The sequence below is a fragment of the Streptomyces sp. NBC_00353 genome, assembly GCF_036108815.1.
Taxonomy (GTDB): Bacteria; Actinomycetota; Actinomycetes; order Streptomycetales; family Streptomycetaceae; genus Streptomyces.
Window position 1 is genome coordinate 1,653,338 of sequence record NZ_CP107985.1, and the last position, 23,295, is coordinate 1,676,632.

General features: G+C 69.0%; 15 protein-coding genes. 8 read left to right on the top strand and 7 right to left on the bottom strand.

What is annotated here, in order from left to right; genetic code table 11:
- The first annotated feature begins 36 nt into the window (after positions 1-36).
- Together OHA88_RS07905 and OHA88_RS07910 are read left to right on the top strand one after the other, a co-directional pair.
- Positions 37-4,314 carry a HAMP domain-containing protein gene (locus OHA88_RS07905; protein WP_328624842.1) on the top strand — a complete coding sequence of 1,426 codons (4,278 nt, stop codon included), beginning with the start codon at positions 37-39 and terminating at the stop codon, positions 4,312-4,314.
- Positions 4,311-5,039 (top strand): response regulator, encoded by a 729-nt coding sequence (locus OHA88_RS07910; RefSeq protein WP_328624843.1) that lies wholly within the window; start codon positions 4,311-4,313, stop codon positions 5,037-5,039. Before OHA88_RS07905 ends, OHA88_RS07910 begins: the two co-directional genes overlap by 4 nt.
- A gap of 69 nt (positions 5,040-5,108) precedes the next feature.
- Here the strand turns inward: OHA88_RS07910 and OHA88_RS07915 are convergent, their stop codons facing one another.
- The 3 genes from OHA88_RS07915 to OHA88_RS07925 all read right to left on the bottom strand — a co-directional run bounded on the left by OHA88_RS07915 (position 5,109) and on the right by OHA88_RS07925 (position 10,021).
- Complete coding sequence (locus OHA88_RS07915) at positions 5,109-6,215, bottom strand: AI-2E family transporter (protein ID WP_328624844.1); 1,107 nt, start codon at positions 6,213-6,215, stop codon at positions 5,109-5,111.
- A 427-nt stretch (positions 6,216-6,642) separates the two neighbouring features.
- Positions 6,643-8,472, bottom strand: coding sequence for a glycoside hydrolase family 15 protein (locus OHA88_RS07920; RefSeq protein ID WP_328629617.1), 1,830 nt, complete (start codon positions 8,470-8,472; stop codon positions 6,643-6,645).
- A gap of 307 nt (positions 8,473-8,779) precedes the next feature.
- Positions 8,780-10,021 carry a PP2C family protein-serine/threonine phosphatase gene (locus tag OHA88_RS07925; RefSeq protein ID WP_328624845.1) on the bottom strand — a complete coding sequence of 414 codons (1,242 nt, stop codon included), beginning with the start codon at positions 10,019-10,021 and terminating at the stop codon, positions 8,780-8,782.
- 234 nt (positions 10,022-10,255) lie between these two features.
- Here OHA88_RS07925 and OHA88_RS07930 point away from each other — a divergent pair, with 234 nt between their 5' ends.
- Together OHA88_RS07930 and OHA88_RS07935 are read left to right on the top strand one after the other, a co-directional pair.
- A complete protein-coding gene (locus OHA88_RS07930) occupies positions 10,256-10,918 on the top strand; it encodes a response regulator transcription factor (RefSeq protein ID WP_328629618.1) in 663 nt (220 codons plus the stop codon).
- Positions 10,915-12,285 carry a sensor histidine kinase gene (locus OHA88_RS07935; RefSeq protein ID WP_328624846.1) on the top strand — a complete coding sequence of 457 codons (1,371 nt, stop codon included), beginning with the start codon at positions 10,915-10,917 and terminating at the stop codon, positions 12,283-12,285. The genes OHA88_RS07930 and OHA88_RS07935 overlap by 4 nt, the downstream gene beginning before the upstream one ends.
- Here the strand turns inward: OHA88_RS07935 and OHA88_RS07940 are convergent.
- Positions 12,266-13,075, bottom strand: a complete 810-nt coding sequence (locus OHA88_RS07940; protein ID WP_328624847.1) for a COG4705 family protein — start codon at positions 13,073-13,075, stop codon at positions 12,266-12,268. The two genes, OHA88_RS07935 and OHA88_RS07940, sit on opposite strands and share 20 nt — an antisense overlap.
- A 106-nt stretch (positions 13,076-13,181) precedes the next feature.
- Between OHA88_RS07940 and OHA88_RS07945 the strand changes: the two genes are divergently transcribed.
- Both OHA88_RS07945 and OHA88_RS07950 read left to right on the top strand, forming a co-directional pair.
- Positions 13,182-13,409, top strand: a complete 228-nt coding sequence (locus tag OHA88_RS07945; protein WP_328629960.1) for a hypothetical protein — start codon at positions 13,182-13,184, stop codon at positions 13,407-13,409.
- A 204-nt stretch (positions 13,410-13,613) separates the two neighbouring features.
- The gene (locus tag OHA88_RS07950) at positions 13,614-16,514 is read left to right on the top strand and encodes a SpoIIE family protein phosphatase (protein WP_328624848.1); all 2,901 of its coding nucleotides are present in this window, start codon (positions 13,614-13,616) and stop codon (positions 16,512-16,514) included.
- A gap of 7 nt (positions 16,515-16,521) precedes the next feature.
- Here OHA88_RS07950 and OHA88_RS07955 read toward each other — a convergent pair whose 3' ends face one another.
- The 3 genes from OHA88_RS07955 to nhaA all read right to left on the bottom strand — a co-directional run bounded on the left by OHA88_RS07955 (position 16,522) and on the right by nhaA (position 21,675).
- Positions 16,522-18,357 (bottom strand): glycoside hydrolase family 15 protein, encoded by a 1,836-nt coding sequence (locus tag OHA88_RS07955; RefSeq protein ID WP_328624849.1) that lies wholly within the window; start codon positions 18,355-18,357, stop codon positions 16,522-16,524.
- Positions 18,358-18,519: 162 nt separating this feature from the next.
- A complete protein-coding gene (locus OHA88_RS07960) occupies positions 18,520-19,578 on the bottom strand; it encodes an NAD(+)/NADH kinase (protein WP_328624850.1) in 1,059 nt (352 codons plus the stop codon).
- 207 nt (positions 19,579-19,785) lie between these two features.
- Positions 19,786-21,675 carry a Na+/H+ antiporter NhaA gene (nhaA, locus tag OHA88_RS07970; RefSeq protein ID WP_328624851.1) on the bottom strand — a complete coding sequence of 630 codons (1,890 nt, stop codon included), beginning with the start codon at positions 21,673-21,675 and terminating at the stop codon, positions 19,786-19,788.
- 601 nt (positions 21,676-22,276) lie between these two features.
- Between nhaA and OHA88_RS07975 the strand changes: the two genes are divergently transcribed.
- Both OHA88_RS07975 and OHA88_RS07980 read left to right on the top strand, forming a co-directional pair.
- Positions 22,277-22,423 carry a hypothetical protein gene (locus OHA88_RS07975; RefSeq protein WP_328624852.1) on the top strand — a complete coding sequence of 49 codons (147 nt, stop codon included), beginning with the start codon at positions 22,277-22,279 and terminating at the stop codon, positions 22,421-22,423.
- Between the two features lie 464 nt (positions 22,424-22,887).
- Positions 22,888-23,229 (top strand): ArsR/SmtB family transcription factor, encoded by a 342-nt coding sequence (locus OHA88_RS07980; protein ID WP_328624853.1) that lies wholly within the window; start codon positions 22,888-22,890, stop codon positions 23,227-23,229.
- The last annotated feature ends 66 nt before the right edge of the window (positions 23,230-23,295 follow it).

The following is a 23,295-nucleotide window of genomic DNA, read 5'->3' on the forward strand; positions in this document are numbered from 1 at the left end:
GGTGTGCACCGATGGATCTTGGGCGGAGGGTGTTTCATGACACTGGACCCGACCCGACCCGCCACGGAGCCAGACGGGCAGTGGGTTTGTACGAGCGATCTACGCCCCTTGCTCGGTGCGATGAAGGCCCTGTGCGACGGTGATTTCACAGCGCGCGTGGAGGACCCGGAGAAACAGGGCGCCGTCGTGCCGGACGGGGTGCTGGCCGAAATGGCCGGGGTGTTCCAACAGATCGTCGCGCGGAACGCACATCTCGCCTCGGAGCTCCAGCGGGTGCGCCACGAGATCATCCGACAGGGACGGCTGGACGAGCGGATCTCGGCGAGTCCCGGCACGGGTGCCTGGACGACGAACATCGAGGCCGCCAATACGGTGCTCGAAGCACTGGTGGTACCCGTCGCGAAGGCCACCCGAGTGCTGGACGCCGTCGCGGACGGCGATCTGACCCAGCACGTCGATCTGCACGACGGAAGCCGCCAGCTCCGCGGTGACCTGCGACGCCTGGGCATCGGCGTGAACCGCATGGTGGACCAGCTCTCGCTCTTCACCGGCGAGGTGACCCGGGTCGCCCGCGAGGTCGGCACCGAGGGGCGCCTCGGTGGCCGGGCGAAGGCGCAGGGCCTGTCGGGCGACTGGCTCCATGTGACCGAAGCGGTCAATACGATGGCGTCCCGGCTGACTGCGCAGGTGCGGGACATCGCGGTCGTGACGACGGCGGTGGCGCGCGGCGACCTGACACAGCAGGTGACGGTCGAAGCCACCGGTGAGCTGCTGGAGCTGAAGCTCACGGTCAACACCATGGTCGACCAGCTGCGGGCGTTCGCCGACGAGGTGACCAGGGTCGCCCGCGAGGTCGGCACCGAGGGCCAGCTCGGCGGTCGCGCCCAGGTCAGGGGCGTATCCGGGGTCTGGAAGGACCTCACCGACAACGTCAACTTCATGGCGTCGAACCTGACGTCCCAGGTCCGCAACATCGCCCAGGTGACCACCGCCGTCGCCAACGGCGACCTCAGCCAGAAGATCACCGTGGACGCGCGGGGCGAGATCCTGCAGCTGAAGTCGACGATCAACACCATGGTCGACCAGCTCTCCGCCTTCGCCGACGAGGTCACCCGCGTCGCCCGCGAGGTCGGCACCGAGGGCCAGCTCGGCGGCCGCGCCCACGTCAGGGGCGTATCCGGGGTCTGGAAGGACCTCACCGACAACGTCAACTTCATGGCCGACAACCTCACCTCCCAGGTCCGCAACATCGCCCAGGTCGCCACCGCGGTCGCGGAGGGTGACCTCGGCAAGACGATCACCGTGGAGGCCAAGGGAGAGATCCTGGAGCTCAAGTCGACGATCAACACCATGGTCGACCAGCTCTCCGCCTTCGCCGACGAGGTCACCCGCGTCGCCCGCGAGGTCGGCACCGAGGGCAACCTCGGCGGTCAGGCACAGGTCAGGGGCGCTTCCGGGGTCTGGAAGGACCTCACCGACAACGTCAACCGCATGGCGCTCAACCTCACCTCCCAGGTCCGCAACATCGCCCAGGTGACCACCGCCGTCGCCAACGGTGATCTGTCGAAGAAGATCGATGTCGACGCGCGCGGCGAGATCCTGGAGCTGAAGGACACCGTGAACACGATGGTCCAGCAGCTGAGGGCTTTCGCGGACGAGGTGACCAGGGTGGCCCGTGAGGTCGGCACCGACGGTCGACTCGGCGGCCAGGCTCAGGTCCACGGCGTCTCGGGCGTCTGGAAGAACCTCACCGACAACGTCAACTTCATGGCCGACAACCTCACCTCCCAGGTCCGCAACATCGCCCAGGTCGCCACCGCAGTCGCGGAGGGCGACCTGTCGAAGAAGATCGACGTGGACGCGCGCGGCGAGATCCTGGAACTCAAGTCCACGATCAACACCATGGTCGACACGCTCTCCTCGTTCGCCTCCGAGGTGACACGAGTGGCCCGCGAGGTGGGCAGCGAGGGACAGCTCGGCGGCCAGGCCCGGGTGGAGGGTGTCTTCGGGACATGGAAGCGGCTGACCACCAGCGTCAATGAGCTGGCACTGAATCTGACCACCCAGGTGCGCGCGATCGCCGAGGTCGCCAGCGCCGTCACACAGGGCGACATGTCCGGCTCCATCTCGGTGGAGGCCCAGGGCGAGGTCGCCGCCCTGAAGAACAACATCAACCTCATGGTGGCGAACCTCCGTGAGACCACCCGGGCCAAGGACTGGCTGGAGTCCAACCTGACCCGTATCGCGGGACTCATGCAGGGCCACCGCGACCTGGTCGAGGTCGCCGACCTGATCCTGCGCGAGCTGACCCCTCTGGTGAACGCCCAGTACGGGGCATTCTTCCTGGCAGAAGCGGGCGCGGAGCCCGGCGAGGACCTTGAGCTCCTGGCCGGCTACGGCACCGGCCAGCCCGAAGGCCGCCGCCGGCGTACCCGGCTCAGCCTCGACGCCCCTGGCTGGGGTCTGGTCACCCAAGCCGCAACGGAGAAACGGCGAATTCTCATCGAGGCGGTCCCCAGCGAATACATCACCATCAGTTCCGGCCTCGGCGCCGCGCCCCCGGCCAGCATCGTCATCCTGCCGATCCTCTTCGAGGACCGGGTGCTCGGAGTCATCGAACTGGCCTCGTTCAGCAGCTTCAGCGAGGTCCACCTCGCCTTTGTCGACCAGTTCGTGAACACCATCGGTGTCTCCATCAACACCATCATCGCCAACTCCCGTACCGAGTCCCTCCTCTCGGAATCCCAGCGCCTCACCGCCGAACTGCGCAAGCGCTCCGACGAGTTGCAGCTCACCAACGCCGAGCTGGAGGAGAAGGCGGCGCTGCTGGCCACGTCCTCCCAGTACAAGTCGGAATTCCTGGCGAACATGTCGCACGAATTGCGCACGCCGCTCAATTCGCTCCTCGTGCTGTCGCGGCTCCTCGCCGACAACCCCGACGACCACCTCTCCCCGCAGGAGGTGGAGTTTGCCGTCACCATCCACCGCGCGGGCTCCGACCTGCTGCAACTGATCAACGACATCCTCGACCTGTCGAAGATCGAAGCAGGCCGGATGGATGTGCACCCCAAGAAACTGCCGCTGATCAAACTGCTCGACTACGTACGGGCGACGTTCCAGCCGCTCGCTCTGGACCGCGGCCTGTCGTTCGACATCAAGGTCGGCGAGAACGTACCGCTCGAACTCTTCTCGGACGAGCAGCGGCTCCAGCAGATCCTCCGCAACCTCCTCTCCAACGCAATGAAGTTCACCTCGTCCGGCGGAGTGCAACTGATCGTCGAACGCTCGACGGTCTCGGACTTCGAGGAGGAGACGCTGCGCAACGCCGACTCCGTCATCGCTCTGACCGTCAAGGACACCGGAATCGGCATCGCGCCGGAGAAGCTCGACCAGATCTTCGAGGCCTTCCAGCAGTCCGACGGCACCACCAACCGCAAATACGGCGGCACCGGGCTCGGCCTCTCCATCAGCCGGGACATGGCCGGCCTGCTCGGCGGCCGGATCATCGCCGAGAGCGAACAGGGCGTCGGCTCCGCCTTCACCCTCTTCGTCCCCGTGCACTACACGGGCCCGCCCTCCGGCGCCCTCCCCGCGGTGGAAGCGCGCCAAGTGAGCAGCACCACCCGAGCCATCGCCGAACTCACCGCCCTCACCGGCCGACCCGCAGCCGAGCCCGGACCCGAGTCGCAGGTCGATGTGTTCAGGCCCCAGGAGTCCGCGCCCCGCACCGGAACCCGGCCCGACGGCAGCGACGACGGCGTCAGCTGGCCGGAGACGACCCGCCTCAGGGACTGGCTGAGCGGCCGCCTCGCCGGGGTGCTGACCGACCGTCGCATCCTCATCGTCGACGACGACATCCGGAACGTCTTCGCACTGACGCATGTGCTGGGGCGCGTCGGCATCAGCGTCAAGTACGCGGAGAACGGCCGCGAGGGCCTGGAGGTCCTTGATCAGACACCTGACGTATCACTGGTGCTGATGGACATCATGATGCCCGAAATGGATGGATACGAGATGATCGCAGCGATCCGTCGCACACCTCGTTTCGCGGACCTGCCGATCATCGCGCTCACCGCGAAGGCCATGCCCGGTGACCGCGAGAAGGCCATCGAGAGCGGCGCGGACGACTACGTCCCCAAGCCGGTGGACGTCGACCGCCTGCTGTCGGTGATCTGCCGGCTCCTCGACCCGCAGTGCACTCTGCCGGAGCCGCGGCCGGATCCCTCCGACAACGTCCGCGCCACGGACCGGGACGACGGCGACACCCTCAGGAACAGGGACGATGACGACGGAGCAACAGGACGGCCATCATGACGGCGACACAGCCAGCAGCATCGGAGACCGCCAGCATCCTCATCGTCGACGACATGGAGGAGAACCTGGTCGCCCTCGAAGCCGTACTCGGCTCACTGGGCCACGTGGTCCGCGCGCACTCGGGTGAGGAAGCCCTCAAGGCGATGCTGCGCCAGGAGTTCGCAGTCGTGCTCATCGACGTGCTGATGCCGGGCATGAACGGCTTCGAAACCGCCGCCAACATCAAGGGGCTCGACCAGACGAAGGATGTCCCGATCATCCTGCTGACCGGAGCCGCGGTCGATCCGAACTACGCCTACCGCGGCTACACGGTCGGCGCCGCCGATTTCCTGATCAAGCCCTTCGACCCCTGGCTGCTGCGGACCAAGGTCAACGTCTTCCTCGATCTGTTCCGCAAGAACCGCCAACTCGTGGACCAATCCGAACAGTTGAAGCGCCTCCTGACGGCGGACGGCGGCCGCCCGACGGTTACGCCGTCCCCTCCTCCCCCGACTTGCGCATCCACCGAGCCGTCGTACGGTACGGACGGCAAGGACACCACGGACTCCGCGGAGCGCCCTGCACGCCCGGACGACGCCGACCGGCTGTCTGAGGTCGTCGGCCAACTCGCCCAGGCGGAACTCCTGCTACGAGACGCCAACGGTCCGGGCGGGGCGGACCTCGCCGACCGCATCGTCGAACTGGAACAGGCGGTGGGACGGCTGATGGCGGAACGCGAAACGTAGGAACGCACTCGGATCGTCACGATCCGCCGATCACGCCACCGGCCCCGAGGCCGCCCCCTCCCGGGTGCGCTACATACCGGGACGGTCCGGCCCTCGTCCCCTTCGGATGCCGGTCGCCGACCGTGCGCGGGTGGCCTTCAGCTGTGTGGATCTCCGCGCCCGCTGCAGAGCCTGATGGACCGACCAGACGACGGATACGAGCGGCACTGTCACGATCGCTCCCAGCGCCCCCGCCGCGATCGCGCCGGCGATCACGGAGAGCGCGATCACGACCGGATGCAGGCGGACGGCCCAGCTCATCACGATCGGGTGCAGGAGGTGCCCTTCGATCTGGCCGATGACGACGATCAGCGCGACGACGACGGCCGCTACGATCGGGCCCTTCGAAGCCAGAGCCACAACGGCAGCAATTCCAAGGGCGATGGGTGAGCCGATCAGGGGTACGAAGGCCGCGAAGAACTCCAGCAGCGCCAGCGGAAGCGCCAACGGCACCCCCAGTACGAACAGGGCGAGTCCGACGAGTACGGCGTTGGTGGCAGCCACCACGATGATGCCGTGGGTGTACCCCGTGAACGTCCGCCACGCCGCTCGGCCCGCGATCTCCACCCGCTCCCGCGCCGTCGCCGGGAGCTGCTCGCACAGCCAGTCCCATTGCCGGTCGCCCGAGTAGATGAAGAAGACCGAGCAGAACAGCGCGAGAACGAACACGGTCATCACCTCCACCAGTCGACCCACGCCACTGAGCGCCGAGCTGATCACGGTGGACCGATGACTGGACAGATATTGCCCGATCCGGGCCTGCAAGTCCTTCAGTGCCCCGGGGTTCAGACGGAACGGTGGCTCCTCCAGCCAGCGCTCGATCCTGGCGAGGCCGTCGCTGAACTGCCTCTCCAGCCCGGCCCTTTCTCCGGCGACCGCCTCACCGACGAGGGACAGCACGCCCAGGACCAGGACGAAACTGCCGAGGAGCGCCACTGCCACCGCGAGCGGCCGCGGCACCGCACGAGCCAGGAAGTCCGTCAGCGGGCGCAGCACCGCGGTGACGACCAGGCCGAGGAAGACCGCTACCGCGACCTCGTGGAACCGTCCCAGCGCCGAAAAACCGGTGTAAACGACAGCTCCCACGACGAGGATCCGCCAGGCGTAGGCAGCGGCCGTCCGCAGCGCAGGCGACACACGCGACTCCTGCGTCGGGTCGGTCGGCCCATGCTTCGCGCCCGGGCCCCGGGAAGCACGGCCGCCGACGCCACGCAGCACCTGGCGCGACGCCGCACGAGTCCGGTGCCTCCGTCTCTCAGGCCGGAAGCCGGGGTCCGGATTGTCGGGCTGCAGATGCGATCGCCTGGGCATTCCTTGCTGGTACCAGTCGCCGACGCATCATCCCAGCTCCCGCGGCTGCATACACGCGAAGTCACCCAGCAGGCGCAGTCACCGGTCGCGCCGGCAGCTCAGTCGTCCAAGGCGGCCCGCGCCAGGTCACGGAGCTCGTCATCAGGGATGGCAGCCGCGTCGTCGGGCCGTAGCCGGACGGTCGCCGCGCACTTCCTTGTCCATCGCTGCGTCATGGTCTCCCTGTTCGCGCCTGAGTCGGCGAGCCGGTTGATCAGGCCTGAGCGCCTGCCTTCGCTCGGGCGAGGTTGACGCCACTGGCGATGATCCCGATGTGGCTGAATGCCTGAGGAAAGTTGCCCATGAACTCTCCTGTGGACGGGTCGATCTGCTCCGACAGCAGCCCCAGTGGGCTCGCCCGGGCACACAGCGAGGCATACAGTTCGTCGGCCTCTTCGATCCGGCCCTGGCCGATCAGGTTGTCGACCAGCCAGAAACTGCACAGCACGAAGGCACCCTCGTCGCCGGCCAGACCATCGGGTGACTCCTTGTGCAGGTAGCGATAGAGCAGCCCGTTGCCGGCCGACAGGCGCTCGGCTACAGCCGTGGTGGTCGCCACCATCCGCGGGTGATCAGCCGACACAACCTGGCGCAGCGGAAGGGCGAGCAGGCTCGCGTCCACGATGCCGCCGCCGTCCAGGTGTGTGCTCAGGGTCTGTGCGTCCTCGTCCCAGGACCGCTCCAGGATGATCCGGCGCAGCTGGTCGGCCGAGGCTCGCCACTCGGCGATCCGCCCGGGCAGGTGAAGCCGCTCACCGATAGCCGCCGCCCGGTCCAGGGCCACCTGGCACATCCCGGCCGAGTACGTGAACACCCGGCCCTCGCTGCGCACTTCCCAGATTCCCTGATCCGGCTGCCGCCAGGCCTGCCCCGCCGCTTCGGCCAGCTCGGCCAGGCTGGTCCACAGCGCGGGCTGGATCTCACCGCCGGAAAGCAGCCACTGGTCTGCGCAGTCAAGGATCTCGCCGTAGACGTCGTGCTGGCGCTGGTCGGCCGCACCGTTGCCCCATCGCACCGGGGCAGAGCACCGATAGCCTTCCAGTTCGCTGTCCTCGACCTCGTCCGGCACCGGACTGCCGTTGAGGCCGTACATGATCCGGGGCCGTCGGCTGTACTCGAAGGCATCGAGAACCCAGCCGAGGAAAGCGTCGGCCTCGCCACGGAAACCGATGCGGCGCAGGGCGAACACGGCGAAGGCGGCATCGCGGATCCAGGCATAGCGGTAGTCCCAGTTGCGGATCCCGCCGATCGGCGCAGGCAAGGAGGATGTAGGTGCCGCGACCAGCGAGCCATTGGCCCAGTCGTCGCACATTTTCAGCGTGATCGCGGCGCGCCTGACCAAGGACTCCTCGGGACCGCCGTACTCCATATGCTTCATCCAGCGGCGCCACGCGTCAGCGGTTCCCTGCAGCATGGCGTCGGTGTCGAACCGGTGGTGGCGATGGAAGCGGCCCCAGGACAACACGAGATCCAGGCGATCACCTTGCTGCAGGTCATGTGTGGTGTGCAGGCCACCCAGGGGACGGTTCGACCGAAGGTGGAGTCGCAGGTCCGGTCGCCGGGACGATCGCACTTCCAGTCCGCTGAACAATGCCCGCGCCTGCCCACCGCCGCGGGGCTCGAGGTCCGCTCGTAGGCGGACGCGGCCGGCCAGCACCACCGCCGAACGCACAAGTTCGGCCCGATCAGCCGGTGCGTCATCGGTGAGATCAGCGCCGGAGCGGAGGGCCAGCGCATCGGTGACGCGAACCAAGCCGGTGGGACTGCGCAATTCGGTTGTCAGTACGCCGGTATCGGGTTCATAGCGCTGTCGCGCCTCCACCAGGTCTTCCGGTGCCAAGGTGAAATGCCCGCCTCGTGCTTGATCCAGCAAGCTGCAGAACAGGGGTTCGGCATCGAATCGGGGAAGGCACATCCACGAGATGGAGCCGTCCAGGCCTACCAGCGCGGCCGTCGCGCCGTCCCCGATGAGGCCGAGGTCCTCCAGCGGCAGGTGACCCTCCCGTCTGCGGACCGGCCGGAACGGTGGATCGGGATCGTGCATGCCGCCTCGCTTCCGCCGCGCCGAAATGACCGGGCGATCCGATGTCCACACCCAGAAGGTGATCACCAATTTCCCGACGCACGGTGATCTCGACTGCGGTTCGGAACGTCGCGTCCGCTCAGAGCGTCTCGATGGCGGTGTCGTCGTCCTGGCCCGGTGTCGGCTCAAGTGTCCGCTCGACAATGTCCTCCGCTGGTGAACGCGTCCGCACCGTGTCGCATCGTGCTCCCACGCTCTCAGGGAGCGAGTTGGAACGCGACCCAGCCGCTCCGGCGATGATGCTTTCCAGTGAAAACCGGTCCGGGGACTACAGGCGGAGAACGACCAGGGCGATGTCGTCGCGGGCGCCGGCGCTGACGCCGAGGCGGGCGAGCACGGCGTCGGCGAGGCGTTGGGGGCTGAGGCGGGCGAATCGGGCGAGTGCGTCGGTGAGGCGGTGCAGACCGGCGTCGATGTCCTCGCCGCGGCGTTCGACGAGGCCGTCGGTGTAGAGCACGAGGGTGTCGCCGGGCGTGTAGGACAGCTCTGCCTGGGGGCGGGGGACGTGTTTGGGGCGGGCCCCCAGCGGCGGGTCAGTGGCCTGGTCGAGCAGATCGAAGGTGCCGTCGTGGTGGACCAGGACCGGCGGGAGGTGGCCGGCGCTGCTGTAGGTGATGCGGTGGCTGCGCGGGGCGATGACGACTTGGACCGCGGTGGTGGCCAGCGCACCTTCGACCGAGCGCGAGTACAGGCCCAGAACCTCCAGTGCCTTGGCGGGTCCCTGGCGGGCTCGGACGGCGGCGGACAGCGCGCTGCGAAGCATTCCCATGACGGCAGCGGCCTCCAGGCCGTGGCCGACGACGTCACCGACGGCTACGGCGCAGCCGTCGTCGGGCAGGTCGACCAGGTCGTACCAGTCGCCGCACACGTTCAGAGATCCGGCGGCGGGCAGGTAACGCACCGCGACATCCAGATGCCGGGCCAGGTCGGGCGAGTAGAGCATGGCCTCCTGCAAGGTGACGGCGACCTGGCGTTCACGGGCGTGGGCTTGGCGCAGTTCCTCGTTCAACCCCTGGAGCTCACGCGCCCGTGCGTACAGTTCGGATTCCACCACCTCCCATTTGCTGAGTTCCCCGCCTCCTCGTGGGCGGGAGGGATGGGACAGTACGAAGGCGGTCACGTCCTCCACCCGGTGGATGATCCACGCCACCTGTCCGTCCGGCCCGAGCACGGGGGTGTTGATCGGGGACCACCATCGCTCCTCGAACACGCCGGGCCTGTCCGCAACCGGGATGTCGTACTTCTGCACCGCCATCGTGTCCGGCTCCTTGGAGCGCAGGGCCCGGCGCAGGGAGGCGCCCAGGTTCTGCACCCCGTCGGCACCCGGATCTGCAGGGTTGTCGGGGAAAGCGTCGAAGATGTACTGCCCGACCAGATCCTCCCGAGTGCGGCCGGTCGCTGTCAGATACGCCCGGTTGACGTCGATGATCACCAGGTCGGGACCGAGCACCAGGTAGGGGCTGGGCGTGGCGGCGAACAGCGCCTGGTAGTCGATCCGTGGTGTGGTCACATGCTCTCCCGTTCCGTCTCGTGGCCGCCACGGCCGAACGTCGTCTCAACTATGGGTCCTGTACTCCCCCCGCCCCCGTCCTCGCTGCGCCACAGGAGTGTCGGGAACGCGATCCGCGCCGCCGTCCCGCCACGGAGCACCAGGCCATCGGTTTCGTCTACAGTTCTGTAGACGAAACCGGTACCGCCGGGCCGCGGGCCCCGACAGAAGGACTCGACTGCCGTGACCGATCTTGTGCAACGCCGCGTCCTGGTCGTCGAGGACGACAACGGGCTGCGCGACGTGCTCGCCCGCGGACTGCGCGAGGAGAACTTCGCCGTCGTGACCGCCGCCAGTGGGGCCGGCGCCCTGCGCGCCCTCGACGACCGGGTGGATGCCGTCGTCCTCGACATCGGGCTGCCCGACTCGGACGGCCGGGACGTGTGCCAGGCCATGCGTTCGACGGGGCTGCAGGCCCCGGTGGTCTTCCTCACCGCGCACGACACGCTCACCGACCGGCTCTCGGGCTTCTCCGCGGGCGGCGACGACTACCTCGCGAAACCCTTCCACCTTGCCGAACTCGCCGCCCGGATCCGCGCGGCGCTGCGCCGCGCCGGGCCGGACCCCGTGGTCGAGCTGGCGGAGCTCCGGCTCGACCCCGTACGCCACCTCCTGGAGGTGCACGGCAAGCCGGTGGCACTCACCCCCACCGAGTTCCGCCTGCTGGCCGCGCTGATGGCGGCGCCCGGTACCACCGTACGCAGACGGGAACTCCTGCGCGCGGCCTGGCCGGACGGGGCCCAGGTCAGCGACAACACGCTCGACCAGTACCTGACCCGGCTGCGCCGGAAGCTGCGCGAGGCGGACAGCACACGGGCGATCAGTACGGTGCGCGGCGTCGGGTACCGCCTGACATGAGGCGGCTCCGCGCCATCGGACGGCTCCGCACCGCGCTGCCCCACACTCTGCGGGGCCGCCTCGCCCTGCTCGCCCTGGCCTCCGCCACGGCCTGGGTCGCCGCGCTCACCATCGCGTTCGACATCGTCCTCGCCGGACGACTGAGCAGCCAGGCCGCCGACGTGCTGCAGACCCGAGCCGCGGCGGTGGCCGCCACCGTCGAGGCACGCCCGGACGGCGGGATCGTCGTCCACGAACCGCCCGACGACCGCGCCCTGGATGTCGGCACGTGGATCTACCGCGGAAGCACGGCCATCGAGAGGCCGAGCGCGCCCCCCGCCCTCCAGCGGCAGGCCGACCGGCTCACCGGCCGCGGCAGCGCATACCAGGAGTCCGGCGGGAGGAACGCCTCCCGGCTCTACGCCCTGCCGGTGCGCGTCGGCAACCGCCAGACGGGCACCGTTGTCGTAGCCGTCTCCCTCGACCCGTACCGCAGCACCGCCCGCGCCGCCCTCGCCGGTTCGGCGGTCCTCGGGCTGCTGCTCCTGGTCGGGGTGTACCTGCTCACCCGCACCGTCGTCGGCCGGGCCCTGCGCCCGGTCGCCGAGATGAGCACCCGGGCGGCCCGCTGGAGCGAACTCGGCGCCGCCGAACGCTTCGGCACCGCCCACCGCCCGGACGAGCTCGCCTCGCTCGCCACCAACCTCGACGAACTCCTGGACCGGCTGGCCGCCGTACTGCGCCACGAACAACTCCAGACCGCCGAGCTCTCGCACGAGCTGCGCACCCCGCTGGCCCGCATCGTCGCCGAGACCGACTGGCTCACGGCCCGGCCACGGGACGCGGCCGGACAGCACGCCTCCCACCAGGCGATCGCTGCCGCCGCCGGCACGATGCGGCACATCTGCGACACCCTGCTCTCCGAGGCCCGCGCCCGCACCGGGCAGCCCCCCGGTCGCTGCCGACTGCCCGCAATGGCCGATCACCTGGCCCAGCAGTACGCGCGTCAGCACCCTGACGCCCCGCCGCTGTCCGTACGGGGCGGCGCAGGCGTCACCGCAGGTGTCTCCCCCGCGCTCGTGGAACGCATGCTCACGCCGCTGCTCGACAACGCCCGCCGCTATGCCGCCACCGGCGTCACCCTGACGTTCGCGCCGACCCCGGCCGGTGTGGAGCTCGCCGTGAGCGACGACGGCCCGGGTGTGCCCGCAGAGACCGGCCCGGCCGTTTTCGAGCCGGGCCGCCGGGCGGATCCGGACGACGGTCATGACGGGGCCGGTCTCGGTCTGGCGCTGGCCCGGCGGCTCGCCCGCGCGTCCGGCGGCGACATCGAGTGGGACCCGGCCGCCACCGGCGCGCGGTTCGTGGTCAGCCTTCCGGCAGGCTGACAGAAGTGTCGGCCGCGTCCCGCCGGGTCACCGTCAGATAGCTGACCAGGGCCAGGATCAGGACGAGGAAGATCGCGCTGGTGCCGACCGTACCGAAGCCGAGGCCGCCGTCACCGCGCGCCTGGGAGAGGTAGTCGCCGAGCGAGGCGCCCAGTGGGCGGGTGAGGATGTACGCGATCCAGAACGCCGGAACGGCGGCGAGGCCGAACCCGTAGTGGGCCGCGGCCACGGCGGCGATGAGCACCGCGAACACCACCGCGGACACCCAGTAGCCCAGGTCCATCCGCTCGGCCGTGAGGTCGCCCGCCGAGGTGCCGAGAGCGAACGTGAAGAGGATCGCCGCCCAGTAGAACGCCTCGCGGCGGACCGTGTGAATGGAGTGGATGGAGAGCGTCCGCTCGCTCCCGTACCAGGCGGCGAACACCGCGACGAGCAAAACGGCGAAGACGACCGTCGTCGTCTCCAGCGCCACCCCGAAGTTGTCCGTGAGGTTGTCGCTCACGAGCGTGCCGACCACGCTGATCAGCACCACGGCAAGCCAGTAGAGCCCGGGCACGTACTTCTTGGCCCGGAACTGGAACCACAGCGTTCCGATCAGCAGCACGGCCATGACCAGCGAGGTGTTCGTCAGACCCAGACCGAGGTTGTCGTTGAGGAGATCGGCCGCGGTCTCGCCCACCGTCGTGCACAGCACTTTGATCACCCAGAAGTACACCGTGACTTCGGGGACCTTGTTCAGCATCTGCCGCGCCCCGGCGTGTGCCGGATACGCAGCTGTTTCATTCGTCATGACCGGTGAGGCTGGCACGGCGAACCTGAACACATCCTGACTGCTTCTCCACTCCGCCGGCAGATGATGCGCGGACTCACCGAGATCCTCTTCGCACAAGCGATACGTGCAGCAGCAGTCGATCACTCATGGCGTTACGCTCATTTTGTATGCATTCATTCCGACTGTGGAGGCAGCCATGCGCCCTACCGACGAGTACCCCACTCCGTCGCAGGCCGAGGGCGAGAGGTTGGAAGAGGATTTGAATCCGGCCGAGGAACGGCATCCCGCCACGACGCGCACCCAGCCCTCCCAGGCCGAGGGCGAGCGCCGAGCGGAGGATGACGAAAGCTGAAGTGGAGGTGGCTCCGGCTCCGACCGGAGTCGGAGCCACAAGGCCGCGGCGTCAGGTCCAAGCGTCCGACCTCCACGAGCGTGGCGGTCGACGGCGCGGGCGCAGGGACGGCCGTCCCTTGAGTTACCGACCACCTCGCCGGCGGACAGCCGCTGCGTAGCGCGATTTCCTACCGACTTCGCGCCCGAAATATACAGTTGATCCATGAATGCTCGGTTGGCCCTGCTTGACAGTGTGGAACAGGGCGTCACGGAGGGCGAGGTGCTGCGGCTCGCGCTTCAGCACGCCGTCGCCGAGCTGGACGGCCTGGGCGGGACGGTGCACCTGCGTGGTCCCATGTCGGCGCTGCGTCTGGTGTCAGTGGCTGGACTGCCCCCGGCCCTCGTCCGACCGTGGGAGATCATCGACCAGGAGGACACCTCGGCCCCGGCCCGCGCCGTGCGCCAGGGCATCGGTGTGTGGGCGCTCCACGACCCCTCGGCCTCCGCCCCGCCCACGTCGGCCACCGACTGGCCCGGTACAGGCCTGGCAGCCGTACCGGTGTTCGGCGCGGAGCGCCCGGTCGGCGCGCTCACCGTGGTGACAGGCGCCTCGGGAGAGCCCACGAGGAAGCATTGGGATTTCCTCACAGCGGTGGCCTCCTGGGCGAAGGAGCGGATGATCCAGGCCCCGCCCCCCGTTCGCCCTGCCCCGGAGGAGCCGAGCGGCAACTTCCTGCGGCAGGCGCTCAAGGCCGTCCAGGTAGGCACCTGGGACTGGGACATCCGCACCGGCGCACTGTCCTGGGACGATGCGGCCATGGCCATCTACGGCACCGAGCCTGCCGACTTCACGCCCCACGTCGAGAGCTGGATGAAGGTGGTCCACCCCGACGACGTGCCGTGGGCGCTCGCCGCCGTCGAGAAGGCCATTCGCACCCGCGGTGTATTCCAGGCCGAATACCGAGTACGACGCCCCGACGGCAGTTACGGCTGGACCCAGGCGCGCGCAAGGGTGGTGCTCGACGACGCGGGCGAGCCCTACCGGATGATCGGGACGGCGTGGGACAGCAACGAGTCCCGGTCCGCCCGTGACGCGCTCAGCCACGCCTTGCGCCATATGAGCGACGGCTTCCTGTCGGCGGACGACGACTGGCGGATCACCTTCGTCAACCTGGAGGCGGAAAGCATGCTGGGCTCCTCCGAGGAGGAGCTGTTCGGCCGCGTGCTGTGGGAACTGCCCGCCGTGCAGCAGGTCGCCGACATGGAGGCCCGGTGCCGCCGGGCCGCCGCCACGGCCACGCCCACAGGCTTCGACATGCAGATTCCGGATACCGGACGCTGCTACCACCTGCGGCTCGTCCCGGTGCCCGATGGGGTCACCCTGTACTTCACCGACGTCACCGAGATGCGCAGGCACGAGGCCGAGCGGATCGCCGCCGAGAGGGCCTCCGCCGAGCGCGCCTCCCGGATCACCGAGCTGACCGCAGCACTCGCCACGGCGACGACCTCACGGGACGTGGTGGACGCGGTGGCCCAGCGGGTGCTGCCGCCGTTCCGCGCCACCGGGCTGCTCGTGCAGGCCGTCGAGGGCAACCGGGTCCGCAACGTCGGAGCCGTCGGCTACCCCAGCGCATTCCTCGAAAGCGTCGACGGCCGTTCGCGAATCGCGAAAGATCCCGTCTGGGACGCGATCTCCACCCAGGGGCCGCTGTTCCTCTCCTCGGCCCAGGAGTACGCGGCGCGCTATCCCACCATGGCCGACCACCCGCGGGACGTCGGCAAGCAGTCCTGGGCGTTCCTGCCGCTGACCGCCTCCGGGCACACCTTCGGCGTCTGCGTGATCGTGTTCGACCAGCCGCGCCGCCTGGCCGACGAAGAGCGCACCCTGCTGACCGCCATCAGCGCGCTGGTCGCGCACGCCCTGGAACGTGCGCGGCTCTACGACGCCGAGCACACCCGGTCCAGGGAGCTGCAGCGCGCGCTGCTCCCCCGGACACTGCCCGACCTGCCGTCGTGCACCACCGCCGCCCGCTACCTGCCCGCCGGACACGGCATGGACGTCGGCGGCGACTGGTACGACGTCATCCCGCTCTCCGCCGGACGGGTCGCGCTCGTCATCGGCGACGTCATGGGCCACGGCCTCTCCGAGGCCGCCATGATGGGACGGCTGCGCACGGCCGTTCACACCCTGGCCGACCTCGAACTGCCTCCCGACGAGATCATGAGCCACCTCAACGACATCGTCAGCGGCCTCGGGGAGGACTCGTACGCCACCTGCCTGTACGCCCTGTACGACTCCACCACCCGGACGTGCTCCATCACCCGCGCCGGCCACCCACCACCGGCGGTGGTCCACCCCGACGGCACCGTCCACTTCCCGCATCCGGTCCCGGATCCACCTCTGGGGGTGGCAGAGCCGCCGTTCGAGACGATGGAGCTGACGCTGCCCCCGGGAAGCCTCCTCGTGCTGTACACCGACGGTCTCATCGAATCGTCCGAGCGCGAGATCGACCAGGGCATGACCGAGCTGGCCCAGCTCCTGCGCACCGGGGAGAGCGAAGACCTGGACCGGCTCTGCGAAACCCTTATCGCCGGCCTGCTCCCCGCCGGACAGCACACCAGCGACGACGCCGCCCTCCTGGTCGCCCGTGTGCACGCGCTCAGCTCCGACCGGATGGCCTCCTGGCCACTCCCGGAGGACCCCCAGGCAGCGGGACTGGCCCGCAGGCACGTCCGGGAGCAGCTGGCCACGTGGGGGCTGGACGACATGGCGACGACCACGGAGCTGCTCGTCAGCGAGCTGGTCGGGAACGTCGTACGACATGGGAGGGGACCGCTGCGACTGCGGCTGCTACTCGACGCCGACCTGGTCTGCGAGGTCTCCGACGGCAGTCTCACCATGCCCAGGGTGCGCCACGCGTCCGAGACGGACGAGGGTGGCCGTGGACTGCAGCTCGTCGCCGCGCTCTCCCAGCGGTGGGGCGCGCGCTACACCGCTGCCGGCAAGTGCATCTGGACCGCACAGGCGATGCACGGATCCGACATCCCGGCTCCGCTCCTGCCGGAAGCCGGCACGCACGCCACCACGCCTCCCGAATCACCGCTTGACGCCGAGCACGCCTGATCGGCGTTCAGCCGAGCGCACGGTCGAGGTTGAATGCAGCACTGATGAGGGAAAGGTGGGTGAAGGCCTGCGGGAAGTTGCCGAGTTGTTCTCCCGTCGGTCCGATCTCCTCTGCGTACAGGCCGAGATGGTTGGAGTAGGTGAGCATTTTCTCGAAGGCCAGGCGGGCATCTTCCAGGCGGCCGGCTCGGGTGAGGGCTTCGATGTACCAGAACGAGCAGATCGAAAAAGTGCCCTCCGTGCCCAGGAGGCCGTCCGGGCTGGCTCCCACGTCGTAGCGGTGGACAAGCGAGTCGGTGACCAGGTTCGCACCCAGAGTGTCCAGCGTCGCGAGCCACTTCGGGTCGACAGGTGAGACGAACTTGACCAAGGGCATCATCAGCACCGCGGCATCCAGGACGTCGCCGTCCAGTTGTTGGACGAAGGCGCCGACCTCGTCCGACCAGCCCCGGCTCATGATCTGCCGGTAGATCGCGTCACGGCTCCGCCCCCACCGGACAAGGTCGGCAGGCAGGCCACGCCGGGTCGCCATACGCATGGCCCGCTCGATCGCCACCCAGCACATCAGACGCGAGTACAGGAAGTCCCGTCGTCCCCCGCGGGTCTCCCAGACGCCTTCGTCCGGCTGGTCCCAGTGGTTGCAGACCCAGTCCACCACGGCGCCGACCTCGTCCCAGCGGTGGCTGCTGATGGGGTGCCCCCACTTGTCGTACAGGTAGATGGAGTCGATGAGCGCTCCGTAGATGTCCAGCTGGAGCTGGGTCGCGGCGCCATTTCCCACCCGCACCGGAGACGACCCCATGTACCCCTCGAAATGCGACAGTTCGCGCTCGGGCAGCTCGCGGCGTCCGTCGATGCCGTACATGATCTGCAGCGGCCCGGTGGCTTCGTCCTCGCACATGATGCAGGAGGACAGGAAGCCCATGAACGCTTCGGCCTCCGATGTGAAGCCCAGCCTGAGCATGGCGTAGATGCAGAAGGCGGCGTCCCTGACCCACGTGTACCGGTAGTCCCAGTTCCGCTCGCATCCGATCTCTTCGGGCAGGCTCGTCGTCGGCGCAGCCACGATCGCGCCGGTCGGCGCGTACACGAGCAGCTTCAGCGTCAGCGCGGAGCGGTGCACCATCTCCCGCCACCGTCCGTGGTAACGGGAGGCGCTCAGCCACCGCCGCCAGTAGCGGACCGTGGCCTGGAACTCGTCCTCCGCCTCACGCCTGGCACACCCGCGCGGAACGACCTCTGCCCCGACCCGGTCGAGGGCGAAGACCGCGGACTCACCCTCCAGCAACTTGAAGTGCGACCAGGCATCCGTGCCGTCGCATTCGAGCGGGACGGTGGCCGTCAGAGCCAAGGACAGGTTCTCGGATTCGAAGTGCGCACTGTCGCCCTCCAGGCGCGCACTGTGCGGCTCGGTCCCGTAACCGAAGCGGGGAGCCACCCGCGCGGTGAACGGAAGCGAGCCCCGGACGCACAGCAGGCGTCTGATCAGCCGGTGCCGGTGAGCCTCGCCCGATTCGTCACCGATGGGCATGAAGTCCTGGATCTCGCCCACCCCGTCCGCGGCGAAGAATCGCGTGATCAGCACATTGGTGTCGGGAAAATAGAACTGACGGGTCCGCGCAGGTACGTCGGCGGCCAGCTGGAACGATCCACCCCGGTCCGCGTCCAGGATGGAGCCGAACACGCTGGGCGCGTCGAACTGCGGGCAGCAGTACCAGTCGATCGTGCCGTCGGTGCCCACGAGCGCGACGGTACGAAGGTCGCCAATCAGGCCGTGTTCAGCGATCGGCAGATAGCGTCCGCAGCCCGCTCCCTGCCCGTATCCGGCATTCTCGAACGCCATGCCAGGCCTCCCTGCCACCGCGGCGCCACCGCCGTGAAACCGAAAATAACCCTGATAAGAGTCTAAATCGCCACACAGTTGAACTTGGCTCTGCCTCCTCAGCTGCACCATCGCCGGGTGCCGTGCCGTGACCACGACGGCGGGTAGTCACCAGCTGTGCATTCACGCGACGGGCGGCGTGGGCAGGCGCAGGTGGGCCAGATCGTCGGGCGGTGGGCTGTCGGGCCGGTGGAAAAGCGGGGTCTGGTCGATGGCGGCCGCCGGGGCGTCGGCCAGCTGGAAGCGCTCGCGCAGCCGGTGGTAGAACTCCAGCGGCGCCAGACGGGCCAGGCGCAGCCGGTACGGTGCCCGGTAGACCGCGACCCAGTCCCCGGGGTCCAGCACTCCGCGCGTCTGCCCGTCGATGCTCACGGCCACCCGGCCGGAATGCGGCAGCACACGTACCGCGATCGCCTCGTCGGCGGCGGCTATCACGGTACGGCCGAAGGCCATGTGCGGAGCGACCGGGGTGAAAACGATGGCGTCGGCGGCAGGGTCCAGTACCGGCCCTCCCGCGGCAAAGTTGTAGGCGGTCGAGCCGGTGGGGGTTGCCATGATCACCGCGTCGGCCGAGTAGGAGGCGAGCAGCTGCCCGGCCAGGTAGACGGCCACGCTCGCCTGCCGGTCCCGGGCGAGCTTTTCCAGGACCACGTCGTTCACGGCGGTGACGTCCAGGGCGACACCCCAGCCGACCGGCTGCGGCCCAGCGGGGCGCAGCGTCGGCGCAGGCAGCGCGGGGCCGCGCCCGTAACACAGCACCGTGTCCAGGCCGACGGGCGTCTGAAGCGGGCGCGACGCGCGCAGCGTGAGCACCATGCGCTCCTCGATCACCGCCTGATCCCGGTGGAGAACGTCCAGAGCCTCCTCCACCTGGTCGGTGGTGATCTCGGTCAGGAAGCCGACCCGGCCCACGTTCACGCCCAGCACCGACGCCCCGTCCTTGGCAGCGATCCGTGCGCCACGCAGAAACGTACCGTCACCACCGAACGTGATGATCGACCCAGGATGGCCCGCCGCCTCGGCCTCTTCCTGGCCTCCGTGCCGCGGTTCCCCCTCCCGCCACACGTCGATGTCGGTGCAGGCGATGCCGCGAGCGGCACACCACAGGCGGGCAGTCCGCGCCGCCGCGACGGCGGCGGGCCTGCCTTGGTGGACGACCAGACCCAGCCGATTAAGAGGCATCACCTCTCACCGTAGACCGCCCCGGCCCGCCGCGCAGATCGCAACAGGTCGCCCCGGCAGACGGGTGGTCGAGCGGATCTTCGCCTGGCATCCGGGCTTCGAACGCCTCCGTACCCGCTGGGAACGCGGAGCCGACAGCCGTGAAGCCTTCCTCAACAGGCCTGCTGCTGCAGAACGCCGTGCTGTCACCGGTGCCGTCCGGCGGATCTACCGCGTCAGTCCCGCGCGCGCACGGGCTGTCCGCACTGCGGCGGACAATGCGTCGATGTCGTAGGCGCCGCGGTGCTGCAGACCGTTGATGAAGAAGGTGGGCGTTCCTGACACCCCGCTCAGATCGGCCGACTCCCTGTCCTCGGCGACCCGGCCGGCCCCCGCGTGGGTGCGCAGACTGCGATGGAAGCGCTCGGCGTCCAGGCCCAGTTCGTCCGCGTAGCGCTTCAGGTCGGGCGCCCGGAGCGCGCCTTGGTGCTCCAGGAGGCGTTCGTGCATCTGCCAGAAGGCTCCCTGCTCCGCCGCGGCCTCGGCCGCCTCGGCGGCGAGTTGCGCGTTGGGATGGACGTCGGTGAGCGGCAGATGCCGCCATACGTATCGCAGATCACCGAAGTCGGCGAGAAGGTCGCGGACCACGGGTTCGGCCTGGCCGCAGAAAGGGCATTCGAAATCGGCGTACTCGACCAGTGTCACCGGGGCGTTCATCGGGCCCCGGACGTGGTCACGAGCGGGGTCGACCGGGACCGCGAGATCGATCACCCTCTCGGCAGTGCCGAGGAGTGCCCGTGCCCGCCGCTGCGGCGACAGGAGCCTGATCGCCGTCGCCACCGCGCAGGTTGCGAGGAAGGAGCAGATCACCGCGCTCAGGATGCCCAGCTTCGCCTCTTCGAGCCGGTCTCCTTCGAAGGCGAGTGTGGAGATCAGCAGGGCCACGGTGAACCCGACCCCGGCGATCGTGCCGCCCCCGGCCAGGGCGCCCCAACCGACCGGAGGTCTCAGCCGACTGCCGCTCAACCGGGCAAGCAGCCAGGACGCAGCGGTGATACCCACCGGCTTGCCGACCAGATAGCCGAACAGGATACCCAGAGTGACCGGGGACGTTGCCGCCCGCGACAGCAGTCCTGCGTCGATGGTGATGCCGGCATTGGCGAGGGCGAAGAGCGGCACGATCACATAACTCGTCCACGGGTGGTAAATCTGTTGCAGCCGCTCGTTGAGCGACACCGCCGACGCCAGCCCCTGGCGTGCCGAACGCTCCAGCTCAGGTGTGGGCTGCTCCCGGAATGAGATGAACAGATCGCTCGCGCGTTCCAGGTCGCTGCGCGCCGCCGGGTAGGCATAGGTCAGCAGCCCCATGGCCAGGCCCACGACCACCGGATCGACACCTGACTTGAGCAGGGCGACCCAGGTCGCGGCCCCCATCAGCAGGTACGTCAATCCGTGGCGCACGCCCGCCGCCCTGAGCAGCAGGATCACGCCGAACAGAGCCACGGCCGCGAGGACGGCGGGCACGGTGATGCGCTCGCTGTAGACGAAGGCGATGACCACCAGGGCCAGCAGGTCGTCGACCACGGTCACCGTGAGGATGAACGTGCGCAGCGCGACGGGGAACCGTCGTCCCAGGATCGCCAGCATGCCCAGGGCGAATGCGGTGTCCGTGGACATGGCCGCACCCCATCCGTGGGCCGAGGCACCGCCCGCGTTGAACGCGAGGTAGACGCCGACGGGAACGATCATTCCGGCGAGCCCTGCGGCCAGGGGCAGCATGACCCTGTGCCGCTCCCGTAGCTCGCCCATGTCGAACTCCCGGCGCGCCTCCAGCCCGATGACGAAGAAGAAGAACGTCATCAGGCCGCTGTTCACCCACTCGCGCAGGTCCAGCGACACCCCTGACGATCCCAGGGTCACCGACAGATGCGTCTCCCAGAAGGATGCGTACCCCTCGGGAGCCACGTTCGCCCACACCAGCGCCGCCACCGTGGCGGCCAGCAGCACCGCCGCGCTGCCGGACTCGGTCGCGAGGAACGCGCGCAGCGGTGTCCGGGTCCCCGGGTCACGTGTGCTCTGCTCCTGGAAGGGAGGCGGGGAGGAGGGGGCGTGTGTCACGGGGCCATCATCGCGTGCCGGGAGCCTGTCGGGGTGCAACGGCCCACCAGGAGCCGCACCGCACTCGACCGCTTCATGTGCCGACCGGTCCTGCACGCTCGCCGCGCATCCGGATGCGGCGGAATTCCCTCGATCGAGCTGTCACAAGAACCCAGGAGCGTCCGCGTTCATGTCTCCACTGTGCCGTGCGCGATGGCCGGAGGGGTGGAGGCAACTGACGCGCGCCACGGTGGCCTCACCGACATCGAGCACGAGCGACAGGTTTTGGACGATCGCCACTTCCATGCCACGGGCCGGCGGCAAAACTGAGTGGCCGTTCGGAGTTGGCTCCGCATACCTTCGACGGCATCGGACCTGCACGCTGGTGCAGGCACGGCTGCATCCAGGCCCCGCAATGGCCACGGGGGTGCTGTGACGCCCCGCGCGGGCCGCCAGGCGCTGACCGCTCTCTCGACAAGCATGGGCGCCGCGCCCCCACAGGATTTCTGCCAGCGTCCCGTTCCTCTCGTCCCTGGCCGAGCGCACCGTCGACGGCCGGCTCAGCCGTCACGGCGTCGACCACCAGATCGAACCGGTCTGGCCGCCTCACCCAGAGCTGAACGTGCACGGCCGCCGCCGCGCCGACTGGCGGCTGCCCGACGGCACGTACGTCGAATACGCGGGCCTGACCAGCGACGACTACCTCGCGAAGATCCAGGCCAAGCGGCAACTCGCCCAGAACCAGTCGTCTGCGGCCCACGTCCGATAGGCGACTGTCCCTCAGCCGTTGAGACCGAAGCGAGGCGAGTGCGAGCCTCGTCTTGCAAGTAGGCGCGTACGGCATCGCATCCGCCGGCACGTGCCTGACGCCAGCATCAACTGGTTGACATCCATGGGGGTATCAAGACCGCCACCTCCTACGAAGCAGCGGTCAGCCTGGCGTCGTCCTTGCTCCGGGCAAGGTCCGATTGAAGGCGGACCCTAGTAGTCGCTCTCCGGGGAGGCCAACGAGCGTCCGCTCGTTGCGTCGTGATCCGAGCGGCTACGCACCCTCGGTGCGCTGCGACCCCGGCGGGCCGCCTGGTCCCCGCACAGCAGAGCTCTCCATAAATCTACGAATTGCGAAATTCTGCAATTCCCTACATGCTGTATTGGCCGTGTCCGCAGGTAGCCGCGGGCAGGGCACCAGATGACACCCCCGGGGTATCGGGGTGGTGAAGGGAGTCCGCGACCGTGCCGGTTCCGCTCTATCAGGCCAAGGCCGAGTTCTTCCGGATGCTCGGGCACCCGGTCCGCATACGCGTACTGGAGCTACTGCAGGACGGGCCGATGCCGGTGCGCGACCTGCTCGCGGCAATCGAGGTGGAGCCCTCCGCACTGTCCCAGCAACTGGCCGTGCTGCGCCGCTCGGGCATCGTAACCTCGGCCCGAGAGGGCTCGACCGTGGTGTACGAGCTGGCCAGCGGGGATGTCGCGGAGTTGATGCGGACCGCACGGCGGATCCTGACGGAGATGCTGGCCGGGCAGAACGAACTCCTGGCCGAATTGCGGGGAGCCGAGGTCTCGACACGGTGACCACGTTCCTTACCCGCTCCTTGGACCGGGTGCGGTCGCTGCTGCCCGCCCACGCCGATTTCGCCG

What these genes read in the sequence shown, in the direction of transcription:
- OHA88_RS07940 (WP_328624847.1), bottom strand. Translation starts at nt 13,075, where the DNA reads ATGACGAATGAAACAGCTGCGTATCCGGCACACGCCGGGGCGCGGCAG.
- OHA88_RS07955 (WP_328624849.1), bottom strand. Translation starts at nt 18,357, where the DNA reads ATGGCGTTCGAGAATGCCGGATACGGGCAGGGAGCGGGCTGCGGACGC.
- OHA88_RS07920 (WP_328629617.1), bottom strand. Translation starts at nt 8,472, where the DNA reads ATGCACGATCCCGATCCACCGTTCCGGCCGGTCCGCAGACGGGAGGGT.
- OHA88_RS07950 (WP_328624848.1), top strand. Translation starts at nt 13,614, where the DNA reads ATGAATGCTCGGTTGGCCCTGCTTGACAGTGTGGAACAGGGCGTCACG.
- OHA88_RS07910 (WP_328624843.1), top strand. Translation starts at nt 4,311, where the DNA reads ATGACGGCGACACAGCCAGCAGCATCGGAGACCGCCAGCATCCTCATC.
- OHA88_RS07935 (WP_328624846.1), top strand. Translation starts at nt 10,915, where the DNA reads ATGAGGCGGCTCCGCGCCATCGGACGGCTCCGCACCGCGCTGCCCCAC.
- OHA88_RS07905 (WP_328624842.1), top strand. Translation starts at nt 37, where the DNA reads ATGACACTGGACCCGACCCGACCCGCCACGGAGCCAGACGGGCAGTGG.
- OHA88_RS07960 (WP_328624850.1), bottom strand. Translation starts at nt 19,578, where the DNA reads ATGCCTCTTAATCGGCTGGGTCTGGTCGTCCACCAAGGCAGGCCCGCC.